13 protein-coding genes are annotated in these 16,225 nt (G+C 39.4%); all 13 read left to right on the top strand.

All coding sequences use genetic code 11. From position 1 onward, the window contains the following. The first annotated feature begins 3 nt into the window (after window positions 1–3). The 13 genes from BMX24_RS08980 to BMX24_RS08920 all read left to right on the top strand — a co-directional run bounded on the left by BMX24_RS08980 (window position 4) and on the right by BMX24_RS08920 (window position 16,197). Entirely contained in the window at window positions 4–633 is a 630-nt protein-coding gene (locus tag BMX24_RS08980) for a DUF4141 domain-containing protein (RefSeq protein WP_089791722.1), read from the top strand. Between the two features lie 22 nt (window positions 634–655). Continuing rightward, a complete protein-coding gene (gene traJ / locus BMX24_RS08975; protein WP_089792856.1) occupies window positions 656–1,669 on the top strand; it encodes a conjugative transposon protein TraJ in 1,014 nt (337 codons plus the stop codon). Between the two features lie 106 nt (window positions 1,670–1,775). Further along, window positions 1,776–2,399: a conjugative transposon protein TraK gene (gene traK, locus BMX24_RS08970; protein WP_089791720.1), complete on the top strand. Its 624-nt coding sequence runs from the start codon at window positions 1,776–1,778 to the stop codon at window positions 2,397–2,399. Window positions 2,400–2,408: 9 nt separating this feature from the next. Next, window positions 2,409–2,822 carry a hypothetical protein gene (locus tag BMX24_RS08965; protein ID WP_139176804.1) on the top strand — a complete coding sequence of 138 codons (414 nt, stop codon included), beginning with the start codon at window positions 2,409–2,411 and terminating at the stop codon, window positions 2,820–2,822. Between the two features lie 26 nt (window positions 2,823–2,848). Further along, complete coding sequence (locus tag BMX24_RS08960) at window positions 2,849–3,154, top strand: hypothetical protein (protein ID WP_089791716.1); 306 nt, start codon at window positions 2,849–2,851, stop codon at window positions 3,152–3,154. Next, the gene (gene traM, locus BMX24_RS08955; protein ID WP_089791714.1) at window positions 3,141–4,442 is read left to right on the top strand and encodes a conjugative transposon protein TraM; all 1,302 of its coding nucleotides are present in this window, start codon (window positions 3,141–3,143) and stop codon (window positions 4,440–4,442) included. The genes BMX24_RS08960 and traM overlap by 14 nt, the downstream gene beginning before the upstream one ends. 47 nt (window positions 4,443–4,489) lie before the next feature. After that, window positions 4,490–5,431, top strand: coding sequence for a conjugative transposon protein TraN (gene traN / locus BMX24_RS08950; protein WP_228404755.1), 942 nt, complete (start codon window positions 4,490–4,492; stop codon window positions 5,429–5,431). A gap of 24 nt (window positions 5,432–5,455) precedes the next feature. Continuing rightward, window positions 5,456–6,016, top strand: coding sequence for a conjugal transfer protein TraO (locus BMX24_RS08945; protein ID WP_089791712.1), 561 nt, complete (start codon window positions 5,456–5,458; stop codon window positions 6,014–6,016). 19 nt (window positions 6,017–6,035) lie between these two features. After that, complete coding sequence (locus BMX24_RS08940; RefSeq protein ID WP_089791710.1) at window positions 6,036–6,467, top strand: TraQ conjugal transfer family protein; 432 nt, start codon at window positions 6,036–6,038, stop codon at window positions 6,465–6,467. A gap of 854 nt (window positions 6,468–7,321) precedes the next feature. Further along, window positions 7,322–8,863 carry a T9SS type A sorting domain-containing protein gene (locus tag BMX24_RS08935; RefSeq protein WP_089791708.1) on the top strand — a complete coding sequence of 514 codons (1,542 nt, stop codon included), beginning with the start codon at window positions 7,322–7,324 and terminating at the stop codon, window positions 8,861–8,863. A gap of 9 nt (window positions 8,864–8,872) precedes the next feature. Further along, window positions 8,873–12,103, top strand: coding sequence for a hypothetical protein (locus BMX24_RS08930; protein WP_089791706.1), 3,231 nt, complete (start codon window positions 8,873–8,875; stop codon window positions 12,101–12,103). 8 nt (window positions 12,104–12,111) lie between these two features. Further along, on the top strand, window positions 12,112–15,804 hold the full coding sequence (locus BMX24_RS08925) for a DUF6443 domain-containing protein (RefSeq protein ID WP_089791704.1): 3,693 nt from the start codon (window positions 12,112–12,114) through the stop codon (window positions 15,802–15,804). 9 nt (window positions 15,805–15,813) lie between these two features. Continuing rightward, window positions 15,814–16,197, top strand: a complete 384-nt coding sequence (locus BMX24_RS08920) for a DUF2750 domain-containing protein (protein ID WP_089791702.1) — start codon at window positions 15,814–15,816, stop codon at window positions 16,195–16,197. Window positions 16,198–16,225 lie beyond the last annotated feature (28 nt).

Raw genomic sequence — 16,225 nt, 5'->3', positions numbered from 1 at the left:
ACAATGAAAAAATTAATGATGATGCTTTTTGCAGTAGTACTACTGAGCATCTCCCAAGTAAAAGCGCAGTTTGTAGTGACTGATCCGGGAAATCTCATCTCCGGCATCCTTAACTCTGCCAACGAGATCGTGCAGACTTCTTCCACAGTTTCAAATGTGGTGAAAAACTTTAAGGAAGTCGAAAAAGTGTATTCACAGGGTAAAGAATATTATGACAAGCTTAAATCAGTCAACAACCTCGTGAAAGATGCCAGAAAAGTCCAGCAGACGGTACTTATGGTGGGAGACATCTCAGAGATGTATGTGACCAATTTCAAGAAAATGCTCAGTGATCCTAATTTCTCACCACAGGAAGTCAGTGCCATTGCTTTTGGGTATTCGCAATTGCTAAAAGAAAGCTCGGGTCTTCTCAAAGACCTGAAACAAATTGTCAGCGGCTCAGGATTGGAAATGAACGATAAGGAGCGTATGGATCTGATTGACCAGACTTATAAAGAGGTAAAGGAATATTACAACCTGGTGAGATACTACACCAATAAAAATATTTCGGTAAGTTATCTGAGAGCCAAAAAACAGAATGACGCATCGAGGGTGCTGAAGCTCTATGGTACGGACAAATTAAGATACTGGTAAAAAATCTCTTATGGTACTACAAATAGAATTTGAGAGCCTGCATCAGGTTTTGCGCTCTCTGTATGACGAAATGATGCCTTTGTGCTCACAAATGACCGGAGTATCAAGAGGCATAGCAGGATTAGGGGCATTGTTTTATGTGGCCTACCGGGTATGGCAGTCCCTGAGCCGCGCTGAACCGGTCGATGTGTTTCCATTACTCCGCCCCTTTGCTGTGGGTTTGTGTGTAATGTTTTTTCCCATCATTGTCCTGGGTACCATTAATTCGGTGTTGAGTCCTGTGGTAAGTGGTACACACCAGATCTTGGAAGGACAGACTTTGGATCTTCAAAAGCTGCAGGCGCAGAAAGATGAGCTGGAAAAGGAAGCACTCTTGCGGAGTCCAGAAACTGCTTTCCTGGCCTCAGATGAAGAGTTTGATAAGAAACTGGAAGAACTGGGATGGTCTCCTTCTGATATTGCGACGATGGCAGGTATGTATGTGGAAAGGGGAATGTACAGCATGCAGAAAGGTATCCGCGATTGGTTCAGGGAATTGGTAGAAATTTTGTTTCAGGCAGCTGCGTTGGTCGTCGATACGATACGGACATTCTTTTTGATTGTACTGTCGATTCTGGGACCGCTGGCATTTGCACTCAGCATCTGGGATGGTTTTCAATCCACCCTGACTCAGTGGATATCCAGGTACGTTAGTGTATATCTCTGGCTGCCTGTTGCAGACCTCTTTAGCAGTATGCTCGCGAAGATACAGGTTCTGATGGTGGAGAATGATATTGAGCAGCTTTCCGATCCCAATTTTATTCCGGACGGTTCAAATAGCGCGTACATCATTTTCATGCTGATAGGCATTGTGGGATACTTCACTATTCCAACCGTTACAGGCTGGGTTATCCAGGCCGGAGGCGGTGTGGGTAACTTTGGACGCAATGTCAACCAGACAGCAATGAAGGCAGGAAGTTTGGCCGGCGGTGCAGCAGGGGCTGCTGCCGGTAATGCGATGGGAAGAATTAAAGGAGGCTTAATGGATAAAGAGTAGTCTTGGTGTTAGTAATGCCGGAAGGGCGGAAACGCAAAGCGTTATTGATTTGTAATATTCCAGATTCCGCCTGACCGGCTTTTTTATCAATCAAAAGAAAAACAAAATGGAATTTAAAATCTTAAGAAATATAGAAAACAGCTTTAAACAGACCAGGCTCTTTGCGTTTCTATTTGCAGGACTCTGTTTCTCAGTTAGCGTTTTTGCCATCTGGAAATCTTATCAGTTCGCTGAGGCACAGCGCCAGAAGATCTATGTGCTCGATAAAGGAAAGTCATTGATGTTGGCCTTATCACAGGATGCTAAGATCAACCGCCCGGTAGAAGCTCATGAGCATGTCAAAAGATTTCATGAACTCTTCTTCACTCTGGCGCCCGATAAGACGGCAATTGAAAGTAATATGAAAAGGGCTTTTCTGCTTTCGGATCAAAGTGCTTTCAACTACTATAAAGACCTTTCGGAAAAAGGCTATTACAATAGCCTGATCTCGGGGAATGTTCAGCAGCGGATCGAGATTGACAGTATTCAATGCCAGTTTAATACGTATCCATATGCTGTTAAAACGTATGCCAGACAGTACATTACGCGCAGCAGCAATATTACCGAGCGAAGCCTTATCACCAGCTGCTTTCTGGTTAATTCGGTGAAATCCGAATCCAATCCTCAGGGATTTATCATTGAGAAATTCAATGTACTCGAGAATAAGGATCTCCGTGTTGTCGAACGATAAAAAATGATCATGAAGAGTACACAACATAGAGACGCACTGATTGACGCCTTTCAAAGAAAAGGCTTTACCAATATGTTTATGTCCGAAAGGGATTCGCCGGGAACTTTAAAGGAGATCATTGACGACTATTTGAAAAGTATTAAAGATACTAAAGCAGAAACGATCCCGGATTTATGGCTGAGTACGTATCTCCATTGGAATGGGGAAGATCAGTCTTATATCGTATGTAATCTGTGGATGAACTTACAAAAAGAAAATCCGGTTATAAGCAAAATGATTACTGAAAAAAAGAATGGTCAGGCGGCTCCATTGAACAAATCGGAACTCATTAATATCTCCATTGATTCTTTGCCTACGACTAAAGAGCTGATGGCATTAGTAGAGAGTTCTTATCAGAAAAAAGGGAAATCCCGAAGACTGTAGACATCACACATTTAAATCGAATAAAAATGAATAACAAGAATATCAGCAAAAAAATTAAGATAGGCAATTTGCCATCGAGAATCAATGCCTGGTGCAATACTCTTAATGAGCGACAGAGAATTAGATTGATCCTGCTTCTTTCAGCCATCTACTTTCTCATGACCGTAACAGTACTCACATGGATATACTTCGATGAAGACGAAAAAAAAGAGATCGTTATCAAGCATATCCAAAATCCTGCTCCGATGTTTAGACAAAGCCTAAGGATAGTGATTCCACCAGAAGTTGACAGTGTTTCAACCTTTAAAAAAATAGACTATGGAAAACAATAAAAGCACAGGAGTTTTTGTACGGGAAGCGAGTGAAGGCAGGGTGAAGGAAGAACGTTCACCCGAGGAACGTCGGCAAAAACTCAAAAAGCTAATCATCTATGCACTGATGGCAGTAGTTTGCGTGGGCTGCCTGTATCTTATCTTCCGTCCTAATAAAGATGCAAAGGAACTATCAGACGCAGGACTCAATAATTCTGTTCCCCAGGCTGATGACCAGGTACTGACGGGTGATAAGGAAAAAGCGTACGAGCAGGAGCTTTTGGAAAAGAAAGAGAGCGAAAGACGTAAAGCCATGCTTTCATTATCTGATTATTTAAATAACGGCACCGACACATCCAACGGATATATCGAAGGTGATGCAGAAATGGAAAACGCTAATCCCACTTCGCAGGGTGTGAAAAATTATCGCGAGATACAACAGACATTGGGCAGTTTTTATCAATCTGATCCTGAGAATGAGAAGCTACGCAGAGAACTACGGGAGCTTAAGGAAAGAAACAGGGCCAATGATGCCTCTTCCCAAAATACATTGGTGCAGGACCCTGTTTTGATGATGGAAAAATCCTATCAGATGGCTGCCAAGTACCTTCCACAATTAATGCCGCAAAAAACGAACACAGATACAGTGAAGAAAGCCACCCCTCCTACCGAGCGTTATGTCGAACCGGTATATACTGCAAAAAAAAATGTGGTATCGTCACTATACAGAGCTAACGAACAAAGTGACCAGGACTTTGCAGCATCAGTTTTACAGGGAGCTGAGAAACGGTTCTTTGATGGTCACTCATCCGAATCCAGTTTTCAGTCACAGATTTTACGAAACAGTATCCGTGCCTGTGTACACCAGACAAAGACCGTTACTATGGGGAGCAGCGTTTCCTTACGCCTTTTAGAAGGCGCAAGGATCGCCAGGATGACCCTTCCTGCAGGAACATTGCTCACGGCGATGGCAAAGCTTCAGGACGGAAGACTAGGGCTGCAGATTACTTCTGTTGAGTTCAAAGGCAATATTGTACCTGTTGATCTCTCCGCATACGATCTGGATGGACAAGCAGGCCTTAATCTTCTGTATTCCCCAGATGTGAATGCAATGAAAGAAATCGCTTCCGGAATGAGCACGTCGGCAGGAACCAATATCGTATTGAGTTCTTCGACAGGCCAGCAACTCATTTCAGATTTGACGAAAGGCATTGTACAGGGAACTACGGGCTATATCTCAAAACGGATAGGAACCTCTCAGGTCACGGTCAAAGCGGGGTATCTCCTTTTCCTGGTGCCGAAGAAATAATAAATCGGTATACCAATCAAATTATGCAACAATATAACAATGTAACAATGAAAAAAATTCAAACAACGATTTTGCTTATTCTGATCCTTCTGCTGATGGTACCCATCGGATTGAAAGCTCAGACAGACACGATCAGGGTACCGGCAGATACAGTAGCTGCACCACCAGATACAGCGTACGGTAAAATAGCTTCTCATGAGCTCCTGGTAACCTATGATAAAACTACTCACATTATCTTTCCCTCTGCCATACGCTATGTTGATCTGGGAAGTGAGAACATTACGGCGGGAAAAGCCGAAGAAGCTGAAAATGTACTGCGTGTAAAGGCAGCAGTCAAGAATTTTGAGAACGGATGCAATCTCTCAGTCATTACCGAAGACGGTAAATTTTACAATTTCAATGTATGGTTTAGTGAATATCCTGATGTACTTACCCTGAATTTTGCTTCCGGTGAGCATCTGAATAAAGACCAGGTCGAAAGGCAAGGACAGAATACTGTTATTTTTAAAGAACTGGGAACCAGACAGGCAACAGTTCCGGGACTTGTGATGAAGACATTATATCAGCAGAGCAAGGCCATTATTCGTCACATCGGTTCCGAAAGCTTCGGTATCCAGATACTTCTTAAAGGGATCTTCACACTGGACGGACAGCTCTATTTCGTTCTTCAGTTTAAAAACGCAACGCATATTCCTTTTGCTATTGATTTTATCAGTTTTAAAGTATTGGATAAAAAAATAGCCAAACGTACCGTCATGCAGGAGCGGGTCATTAAGCCTCTGAGGGAGTACTTGGAGCTCAGCCAGGTAGATGGAACTTCAGTACAAAAAAATGTGTACCTGCTGGAACAGATGACCATCCCGGATGATAAGCTGCTTGTAATTGAAATTTATGAGAAAAACGGAGGACGGCACCAGTTCCTAAGAATTGAAAATGCCGATTTGGTTAAAGCACGTCCTGTTAAACAGATGCACCTTGATTTCAAATAGTATTAACTATACAATCATTATACTATGAAGAAAATACTTTTAATATTCTTGATTACTATGAGTTCCGCTATATCTCATGCGCAACGGCTGCTGCCAGGTCAAAAAGGACTTGAACTTTCGGCAGGAATTGTTTCTGGAAGAAAACCTATGCATGATTTCTTATTTGCCCGCGTGGGAATGACTATTAACAAAAGAAAAGGGAACTATCAGTTCCTGGCGGTAGAATATAATCATAAGAAAAAGGTTTTTGAAACGATTGGTATTCCTATTGAAACCTATACCCTGGAAGGAGGTTATATCCTGTATGTATTGGGAGATTGGAGAAAGACCTTCTCCGTAAATCTGGGTCTGTTCGCTGTCGGCGGTTACGAGGTCATTAACAAAAGTAATAAGCTGCTTTCCAATGGGGCACTGATCCTCAATGACGATCGCTTTGTCTACGGAGGAGGTATGAACCTGTCCATAGAAACCTATCTTGGAGATCGGGTGATTATTCTGCTTCGAGGTCATGCAAAATACTTGCTTGGAACTTCGGTTGAACACGTAAGACCGGGACTAGGACTCGGCATTCGGTATATTTTTTAACCCAAAAAAATAAAAAACAATGAGAATAAATATCAAAACATGTAGCATAGGAAAGCTAAAGCTTTTGCTCTTCTTCCTAATTACAGTGATGTTCACCAGTTCCTGTGAAAAGGAGCTCGAAATACAGACTAATTTTCCCTTTGAACTGGAAGTTATGCCAGTTCCTACGGAGCTTGGCGGTGAGGAGACAGTAGAGATCCTCTGTCACATCAAAAGAGAAGGGCAGTATAATGCCGTACAATATTCGATCCGCTATTTTCAGTATGAAGGTCAAGGAGCGCTCATGTTTCCTTCATACAAACCCTTTAAACCTAACTTCTCCTACCTTATCCCTGAAGATACTTTTACACTTTATTATAAAACAAAGTCAAAAGGATCTCATGAATTCCAGATATGGGTCTACGATAATTTTGGGAATGAAAAGACGATGGAATTTTCATTTGATTTTTAGCAAATACTTGAAGGTTGGGGTTAAATGAAGCCTGATCGAGATCAGGTATGAAACGGCTGGAGTTTTTACTCCGGCTTTTTATTTTCCCTATCACATTACGACATAATTGAAGTCTTAGTTGGGATTTCGAAGCATGTTGTTCGTGTAACAAGAATGATGAGAAAAATAGGGCATCGAACGTGGATTCATAGTTAAAAAAAAACTGAATTTTTTAACAAATACTATTCTTAGCATACAAAATTAGTTCAAATGAGGGTGATATAAATAATTGAATTATTACTTTTACACTCGATAATTTTTAACAACACACAGATGAATAAAAAAAATGACTACTTTATTGTGGGTATTCTATATAGCCCTACAATATTCGGAAGAACATTCCTCCCTTAAATTATATCGTCAATTTCGCAAAAAGAATACAATCTTTAAGTTTATTATCTAATCTGGGTTCATGGCTGCAGCTTACTGGTTTCCGTTGGATTGAAATTGTCAGCATGTATTATATCGTGACATTTTTTGGTAAACCCCAAAGATAATTTCTGAACTTTTGTTGGATGTGTCAGAGTGAATAACCAAATTTTTATTGGAAAAAAGCAGTTGTACATTAACAGTAGTGTCTGAATGGTATTTCTATGTGGAAATTTTTATGCTTCTTTTTTAATACGACAAGTTCTGACGCCTTGCCTTTGTAGTTTTGCAATACAAATAAACAAGCAACTATAAGATAACGTTATGTTGATGTAGTTTAAAATTTACACCCCCGTAAAAATCCCATGTAAAATATGGGGATTTTACCCATTGTGAGAAAAAAATGAAAAATATAAGTTAGCAACCTCAAAATAATTCAAACGCCTATGAAAAAAAATTACGTTGGTGCATTTATAATATGTGCTATGACCAACTTTTATTCACAACAAGTGGTTTGGCAAAAAGATATTAAATCCTCGACACAGGATTTTCTAAGCCAGGTTACCACCACAATTGACGGACAATACCTAATTACAGGAAGTTCGATCCAATCCGAAAAGCTTCAAGGAGATAACAAACAAAATAATGGTTTCGATTATCATTTGATAAAATTGAATCAGCAAGGAGAGCAAGTCTGGGAAAAGTATTTCGTTGGAAATAATCATGACTACGTTACTGCAACCGTGGCTCTTCAGGATGGTGGCTTTTTGTTATCGGGAACTTCGTTTTCCGGAAAAAATCATAACAAGAAGGAGGATTCGAAAGGAGGTTCAGATTTATGGCTCGTAAGAGTTAATGAATTTGGAGACGAAATGTGGCAAAAGACCATTGGAACCAGAGCTGATGAAGAAGCGCGTTCTGTGATTCAAACAACAGATTTAGGATTCTTTGTAGCGGGTAATGTACAGAATTCATCCAAAGGTTATGGTTCAAAAGATGTTTTGGTTATAAGACTGGATAAGGATGGAAAAGAATTGTCACAGGTTATCTTAGGTTCTAAAGCGCTTGATGAAGTCACTAAAATGATTCCAACAAAAGATGGTGGAGCACTCTTAGGGATATACTCCCGAGGGAATATTGGAGGCACAAAGAAAACGGAAAATTATGGTGAAGGAGATTTTTGGGTGATAAAAATTTCTAAAGATGGAAAGCTTGAATGGGAAAAGAATTTCGGAGGAAAAGAGGATGACCATTTAAGAACCTTAGCCTTAACATCCACAGGATATGTAATCGGCGGAGAATCAAGATCTGAAAGATCAGGAAATAAATCTATCGGTATCACTGAAGGTACGGATTTGTGGATAATCTCACTTGATGAAAAAGGTAACGAGCAGTGGCAAAAGTCTTACAATTTTGGCGGAAGAGATATTTTAATGGGAATGAGTGTTCTACATTCTTCGGATGATAAAACCTCGAAAGGAATGTTATTAGGTGGCTACACGCAAGCGGAGGGAGATATTAAAACTGATGATGAGAAATTCTGGATGCTGTATTTGGATCAGGACGGAAAGGAACAATGGCGAAAATATGTCAAAGGTGAGTCGAGTAAGCGTGAAGAAAGGCTTTCAGACCTCAAATTAAACAGGGACGGATCGATCATTCTGGCCGGCACCAGTGCAGAGGAGCTTGGAAAAGAGAATTGGAAAATCGTAAAATTAGGAGATAAACAGATTGATCAATTAATCGAAAAACAAGATATAAAGATTTATCCGAATCCTGTATCTGATTATTGTTATGTAGAGATAGGTTTTGATTTTCAAGATGCAGATATTCTGCTGTACGATATGTCAGGTCGACAACTTCAAAGTTTGAAAACCAAAAATAAGGTGACTAAAATTAATACTCAGTCACTCATCCAGGGCGCATACCTCATCACCATCAAAACAGACACGAACAAAACGGCAAACGCCAAACTCATCAAAAAGTAAAATACAATTATGAAAAAAATAATAATAGCTATTGGTTTAATAGCTACGCAATTCTGCTATGCCCAAACACAAGACGAAGATTTTTTACCTAAAATAGTTCCATCTTCGCCACAGGCTTCCGAACTTGGAAAATACGGAAATGTCCCGATCGGGATGTTTACCGGATCACCGAATATCAATTTAAATATATATACACTGGAAGAAGGAGGAATCTCTGTTCCTGTCAATGCTACCTACAATTCTAACGGGGTTCAGGTTGATGGTGTTTCAAAACAACTGGGGATCGACTGGAATTTAATAGCAGGAGGTGTCATTTCAAGACAGGTTAACGATCTGGACGATTTACAGTTTCCTTTTTACAATGTAAATACCAATGATCTTTGTAATGTAAACAGTCCTGAAGCTACCCTAATTTCGACGGGAACGGCAGATACGGAAAAAGATATTTTCAGCTTTAGTTTTTCGGGTGGTGCTGGGAAATTTTTCTTTGACGGAAATAGTATTATACAAATCAATCCTTCCAATATTAAAATAGAAAAGCTGGCTTCTCCCAACAACAGTACTCCCAAATTTAAAATTACCGATACAGATGGAACAGAATATTATTATGGAGGGGAAAGCGCTGTTGAAAGTTCTTTTAACAGGAGTTACTGCGGAGGTGTTGTCCCTCCGGTTTTAAACGATACTTCATGGTACTTGACAAAAATAAAAACAGTAGAAGGACAGGAAGTATCATTCAGCTACCTGAAAGAGAACTTTCAGTATAAACAATCTTATTATCAGACAGCCATTGCAGGTGGAACTTCCTTTTCTCTTTCCAATGCTGTTTTGCAGACTCCTTGTTATAATGAACTTCGCCATGAAGTCCCATTTTTGCAGGAAGTTATGATCAATAATAAAAAGCTAAAATTTAATTACCAGAAAATTGATGTTAATTCAACTGAATCCAAACAGCTCATCTCTGTTGAGGTTTACAATGGTTTGAGCCTTTTAAAAACATATACTTTCAGTTATGATTCGTTTGTATCTCCTGCGGTAAGCACATCTTTGTTTAATGCTTATACCAATGCGAATGAAAAGCATATTTTCCTAAAGGATATAAAGGAGATAACACCGAGTAATGAAAGTATTACAAGGTATTCATTTGATTATTACTCGCCTGATGAGTTAGCCCCGCGACATTCTTTTGCTAAGGATATTTACGGGTATTTAAACGGTGCAAATAATCAAAACATCATTTATAATAATGCTGTAAATACTGATCCCATTAATAATACAGATGCTGTTTATCACGCTTTTAAAAATATATCTTCCAATAGAAAACCGGATTTTGAGTACACCAGAAAAGGGATGTTGAAAAATATTTATTACCCCACAAAAGGAAGAACTGAGTTTATTTATGAGGCAAACTCTATTTTAAGAGATAAAACGATTACCCCTCCCGCGCAGAATTTAGCCGATGTTACGATTTCGGAATCCGTAGGATATGGATACGAGGCGTTTTCTCAGGTCTTTACCGTAACAGGAAGTGTTACCGCTACGCTGTACGCTGTGGCTTGGAGAGACTGCGGAGAAGATGATCCCGTTCACCCGCCACAGGTCACTGCTACTATCATTAATGCAGATACAGGGGCGATTATAAAAAGCTTATCCACTAACGAGACACCCGCAAATACGGCAGTTAATTTAGTTGCAGGGGTAAACTACAAAATTAAAAGCAAGGTACTGAGACCATGTTTGGGGGCGAATGCTTTTGTACAGGCTCCGGCTGGTGCACCCTACGCGATTAAGGTTAACGAACCTGCTGGTGGGGTAAGGGTAGCAAAAACGCTGGACTATGATAATTCAGGAAACATCCACACCAAAAAATATTATTACGGAACCCTGCAAAACCTTGAACAAAGCTCAGGGATTCCGGCAACGATGGATCCGAATTATATGCGTAATGTAGACCATACAATTAAAGATTCACAAGAAAAGTACGTTATGTATTCTAATTTCAAGACCAGTGTATTCTCTTTGGACGGATACTCTATTATGTACCCGACCGTAATAGAAAGTTTCGGAGAAAATTTTGAAAGAGGAGGAATTGTAAATGAGTTCAATGCAGCTCAGGATGGAGTCCCAGTCCCAATATGTGAGGAACTAATAAGAGGAACAGCCTTTACCAATTCTTTAGTTGCAGGGAATCCATTAAAAAAGAATACGATAAGAAAAGAAGGGACAGGGTTTATTACCCTTAGATCAGAGGAATATCTATATTCCCGAAATCCTGTTTTTGATAAAGAGATAGACAATTTTGTAGGAAAGTTGTATAAAAGAATTACGGACACCGATACCTCTGACGGAACTCAGATGCCGGATCAGAATTCTTATTCGGTAAACAGTTACCAGACACGTAGTGAGTTTAATTATTTGTCTTCAAAGAAAATCTTTGAATATGATACGAACGGGCTCAATCCGATAAAAACAGAGTTGCATTATTTCTACAATAACCCGCTACATTTTGGAATCACTAAAGAAAAAAATATTCAACCCGATGCTGTCGTAAACGAAACCAGCTACAGCTACGCCCATGAAAAAAGTAACCAGCTCATGATCGACAGAAACATGATCGGTATTCCATTGGAAACTACAGAAACCCAAACAAATGGAAGCGTTACGAAAACATTAGAGCGGGAGGAAACGATTTACCCAACATCACTTCCTACAACCCAAGCCGGAAATTTAGTATTGCCGTTATCCAAAAAATCCTATGATGTGTTAAGTAACATCTCATCAACAGATGTAACTTTTGACAAGTACGATGATAAAGGAAATATTGTTCAGTACACCACTAAAGATGGAGTTCCTGTAACCATCATCTGGGGATATAATAAAACTGAACCCATTGTAAAAGTAGAAGGATTGACTTATGCTCAGGTTAGTGCTTTGTCTTCAACCTCAGCTATTATATCGGCTTCCGATAGTGATGCATCTGATCCGACTAAGGAAAATCTATTACTGGATGCTTTAAACGGTTTCAGAAAAGAATCAGCATTGGCAGGTAAGCAGGTATCGACGTACACTTATGATCCTCTGATTGGAGTAACCAGCATTACACCACCATCGGGAATCAGACAAATATTTGTATATGATTCGTTCGGCACGCTTAAGGATGGAAATGTCAGGATGAAGAATACCTCAGGAACAAATATTATAAAAACGGTTAAAAAGAATAAATACCAATACAAGCAGTAATCACGAATATGAAAAAATATATTATAACGAAAGCATTTTCATTTCTCGGCTTACTAGTCGCAGGAATGAGTTATGCGCAGTCCAATGATAATTATGTGCAGTCTATCACCTGTTTGAATGATGATTGTACTAAGAAATCAGAAACCATAACCTATTTCGATGGATTAGGAAGAGCAAAACAGATTATTAATGTTAAAGGCACGCCGACCGGAAAAGATTTGGTGACTCCCGTTACCTACGACGGCTTCGGAAGACAGGTTAAAAATATTTTACCTGTTCCGGTGGCTACCCAAAACTCATTGATTCATTCGGGAATAACCAATGAAAGTACCGCGAACTCCTATTATGGAGTATCCAATGCCTTTACAGAAAAAGAAATTGAAAATTCCCCATTAGACAGAGTATTGCAACAGGCAAATCCTGGTGAAGCATGGAAAATGAGTTCGGGGAAAACGCAGAAATTCAAGTACGAAGCCAATACGGGAAATGAAGTTAAGGCATTTTTCACAACGACCTCTACGAATACCGTAAATGGTGTTTCCAATACGGTTTCTGCATTGTCTGTATCTTCTGCTAATTCAGGATTCTATCCTGCTGGGACATTGTATAAAAACACAGTAACGGATGAAGATGGGAATGCTGTTGTTCAATATCAAAATGGAAGAGGGCAAACGGTTTTAATCCGCAGAAATGACGGATCGCAGAATATTGATACCTACTACGTTTTCAATGAATACAATCAACAGGCGTTTATCATTCCGCCCAAAGCCGTAAAGCAGATTGAGCAGAATAATAATATTATCACAGATAACATTTTAAATGAACTCTGCTATCAATACCGATATGATGGACTTGATAGGCAGGTTGAGAAGAAATTACCTGGTAAAGATTGGGAGTATTCTGTCTATGATAAACAGGACAGGTTGGTGCTAACGCAGGATGGACTTTTAAGAACCGTAAATAATAACTTTAATTCAAAAGGCTGGATTTTCAATAAATATGATGAGTCGGGGCGTGTTGTGTATACGGGGTTTTATCCTAATTCCGATTCGAGGCAAACGATACAGAATCAGGTAAACACGATCACGACCAGCTCATTGAACAATGAAACCAGAATTACCAACCCTATTGTTCTAAGTGGTACGAATTTATATTACAGGAATTTGGCTTTTCCTTCGGCGGGGATTACCCTTTTAACGGTTAATTATTACGACAGCTATCCGTCTGAAGCTCCGCCGATCCCTCAGACTATTTTAGGACAATATGTACTCCCTCAGACATTAGATGCTAATAATGATGCTTCCACAAACGGCATTTTAACAGCTTCTTATGTAAAGAATATTGAAGACAATAATTGGACGAAAGCCTATAATTATTACGATTCGATGGGTAGGCTTATTTCCACCAGCACTATTAATCATTTAGGTGGTTACACAAAGACTGAAACAGAGCTTGATTTTGCTGGAGTTCCACAAAAGAAAAATACGTATCACCTGAGAAAGCAAGGAGAGACAGGAGTAACGGTACAGGAAAGGTTTGTATATGATAGCCAGAATAGGCTTCTGCAACATTTTCATCAGGTAGACAGCAATCCTGAGGAATTACTGGCTGAAAACTCTTACAATGATCTTTCCCAATTGATTAATAAAAAAGTGGGTGCTGTTTCCGGATCTGCACCTTTACAGAGTATTGATTATGATTATAATATTCGTGGATGGTTGACAGACGTTAATAAAAATCAGATGGGCGTTTCCGATCTGAGCGGAAAATTATTCTCCTATAAGATCAAATACACCAACCGAGACGGAATCGAAAACCCTGATCCTGCTCAGTTCTCAGGAAAGAATGTGTTACCAAAATACAACGGAAACATTGCTGAGGTAGACTGGAGAGCGGTTGAAACATTAGGCGTAAATCCATCTGCGACACCAAAAAGATACGGTTACGCGTATGATAAACTGGATAGATTGACTGCAGGATTTTATCAGAATCCAAACAATCCTTACAGCAAGGAAAACACAGAATCCCTGAGCTATGATCCAAACGGGAATATTGCTAACCTTTACAGGACTTCTGTAATGGAATACGGAGGCAATACCGCGACGGTAATTGACAACCTTGATTACACGTACTTAGGAAACCAGGCTATTAAAATACAGGATAACAGCGGAAACTCTACAGGCTACGAAGGAACAGCCGGAAACCCGATTGATTTTGATGTAAACGGAAACATGAAAAATATGATCGATAAAAGCATTGCGAGCATCGGTTATAATTATTTGAATCGTCCTAATTCTGTAAATATTAATCTTGGCCAGGTTACCACAGATATTGCAACAAAATACCGTGCAGACGGAATTAAAGTAAGAAAAGAAACTACGAAATCATCTATCGGTATTGGTGGAACAACCTCCTCAAAAGAAACAACAGATTATTTAGATGGCTTCCAGTATTACAACATAACAGGAGGAAATGATGGTGGCGGTGGTTCGGAAAGTAGAATGATAACAAGAGCTTTCGAACCGCAGGCTTTTACACCAATTGAAATTGCTGATCCTACGATACAACCTATCGGTGGTGAATGGACGGGAAGTCTGACGCCAACAAAAACTCCTGATCTGCAATTTTTCCCGACGGAAGAGGGCTTTTATGATTATGTAAAAAATCAATATATTTACCAGTACAAAGACCACTTAGGAAATGTAAGGGTAAGTTTTGCAAGAAACAGCGCAGGAGCTCTAACCATTGTTGACAGCAACGATTATTACCCATTTGGGATGAATCACCTGAAAACAGGGAATGCTTACTTCGGACAAAGTAGTTTTAAAAATTACAAGTTTGGTAAGAAAGAATTACAGGAATTTGGGGCATACGATTTTGAGGCACGTCTTTACTGGCAGGAAGTTGAGCGATTTGGACAGATAGACGCAGAGGCAGAGGAAATGCCGTATATCTCACCGTATGCTTTTGGGCTTAACAATCCTATTAAATTTACCGATCCTGACGGTAATGCGCCTGAAGAAACGGTAGAGAATTGTTGTCAGCATTTGAAAGGTTTCGCCCTTACTGTTACTGACAATATATTAGGAACTAACCTTCGTAATAAATACGCTGTCAATTCTAAGGAGTATAGAGATGGTGTAAATAATGGTCATGGTGCTACTATCGCGTTAAGTGCTATCATGGCAGTAGACGGAGGTGCAAGTATCGGAGGTGGTACAGCAGGATTAGCAGTGTCGGGAGCAGCGTCTAGCACGGGAGTAGGCAGTATTCCGGGAGCTGCAGGAGCTACAATAAGTGGTGGTGCTATTTTAAAAGGAACTATTGAAGTTGCAGGAGCTGGTGTTATTCTGAAGAATACCATCGATCACATGAAGAGTGATAAGAATAATTCTTCAGCAAGTTCAAATAAAGGTAGAAGCGGGAAACAGGCGAGATTAAGAGAATTATCAACTGATCCTAAGTTGGGAAAAGCAGATAAAGGATGGTTAAAGTCCGACATAAATAAAGTTACAAAAGGAAAAAGGACAACCATTAGAAATCCTCCGGGAAAAGATTTAGCTCATGAAAGGGGTAGAGAAGCTGCCAAAGGTTATTCTTATGAATATTCAAATCTTCAAGATAGAGTTTTACATAGAAGACAACACAAGTATGATAATGGTGGTAGAAAAAATAAAGAAAGACCAGTAAAAAAAGATTAAATATACATTATGAACAGTAAAGAATTTGAAAATATTTTGAAACTAGAGCCTCTAAAAAGGTATCAGTATTTTATAAAGAAAATTGCCGACTTTGAAGAACTATGGACAATTATAGATGAAGATGGTAGTTATGCACTTTCTGATATAGATAATTTTACTCTTATTTCATTTTGGACGGCAGAAGAATTTGTAATTTCTAATTTAAATGAAGGTTGGGAAAATTGTAAGCCCATAAAGCTGACATTAGAGGATTTACAGGATGATTTGTTTGATATTATTGCTTCTGAAAATTATTTAATCAATGTATTTCCTATTAATGGAAAGTCGGGTTTTGTTGTCAGTCTTAATGAGTTTAGACGTGATCTTGATGAAGAATTGGAGAAAATAGAATAAAGAATTACACAAAAAAAATCAGCGTATT

Origin of the sequence: Chryseobacterium wanjuense (genome assembly GCF_900111495.1) — a bacterium.
In the GTDB taxonomy this organism is placed as follows: domain Bacteria; phylum Bacteroidota; class Bacteroidia; order Flavobacteriales; family Weeksellaceae; genus Chryseobacterium; species Chryseobacterium wanjuense.
This window is presented reverse-complemented; position numbering and strand designations above follow the sequence as displayed.

Coding starts and splice junctions, on each gene's coding strand:
- BMX24_RS08980 (WP_089791722.1), top strand. CDS start 4: ATGAAAAAATTAATGATGATGCTTTTTGCAGTAGTACTACTGAGCATC.
- traK (WP_089791720.1), top strand. CDS start 1,776: ATGGAATTTAAAATCTTAAGAAATATAGAAAACAGCTTTAAACAGACC.
- BMX24_RS08965 (WP_139176804.1), top strand. CDS start 2,409: ATGAAGAGTACACAACATAGAGACGCACTGATTGACGCCTTTCAAAGA.
- BMX24_RS08960 (WP_089791716.1), top strand. CDS start 2,849: ATGAATAACAAGAATATCAGCAAAAAAATTAAGATAGGCAATTTGCCA.
- traM (WP_089791714.1), top strand. CDS start 3,141: ATGGAAAACAATAAAAGCACAGGAGTTTTTGTACGGGAAGCGAGTGAA.
- traN (WP_228404755.1), top strand. CDS start 4,490: ATGAAAAAAATTCAAACAACGATTTTGCTTATTCTGATCCTTCTGCTG.
- BMX24_RS08945 (WP_089791712.1), top strand. CDS start 5,456: ATGAAGAAAATACTTTTAATATTCTTGATTACTATGAGTTCCGCTATA.
- BMX24_RS08940 (WP_089791710.1), top strand. CDS start 6,036: ATGAGAATAAATATCAAAACATGTAGCATAGGAAAGCTAAAGCTTTTG.
- BMX24_RS08935 (WP_089791708.1), top strand. CDS start 7,322: ATGAAAAAAAATTACGTTGGTGCATTTATAATATGTGCTATGACCAAC.
- BMX24_RS08930 (WP_089791706.1), top strand. CDS start 8,873: ATGAAAAAAATAATAATAGCTATTGGTTTAATAGCTACGCAATTCTGC.
- BMX24_RS08925 (WP_089791704.1), top strand. CDS start 12,112: ATGAAAAAATATATTATAACGAAAGCATTTTCATTTCTCGGCTTACTA.
- BMX24_RS08920 (WP_089791702.1), top strand. CDS start 15,814: ATGAACAGTAAAGAATTTGAAAATATTTTGAAACTAGAGCCTCTAAAA.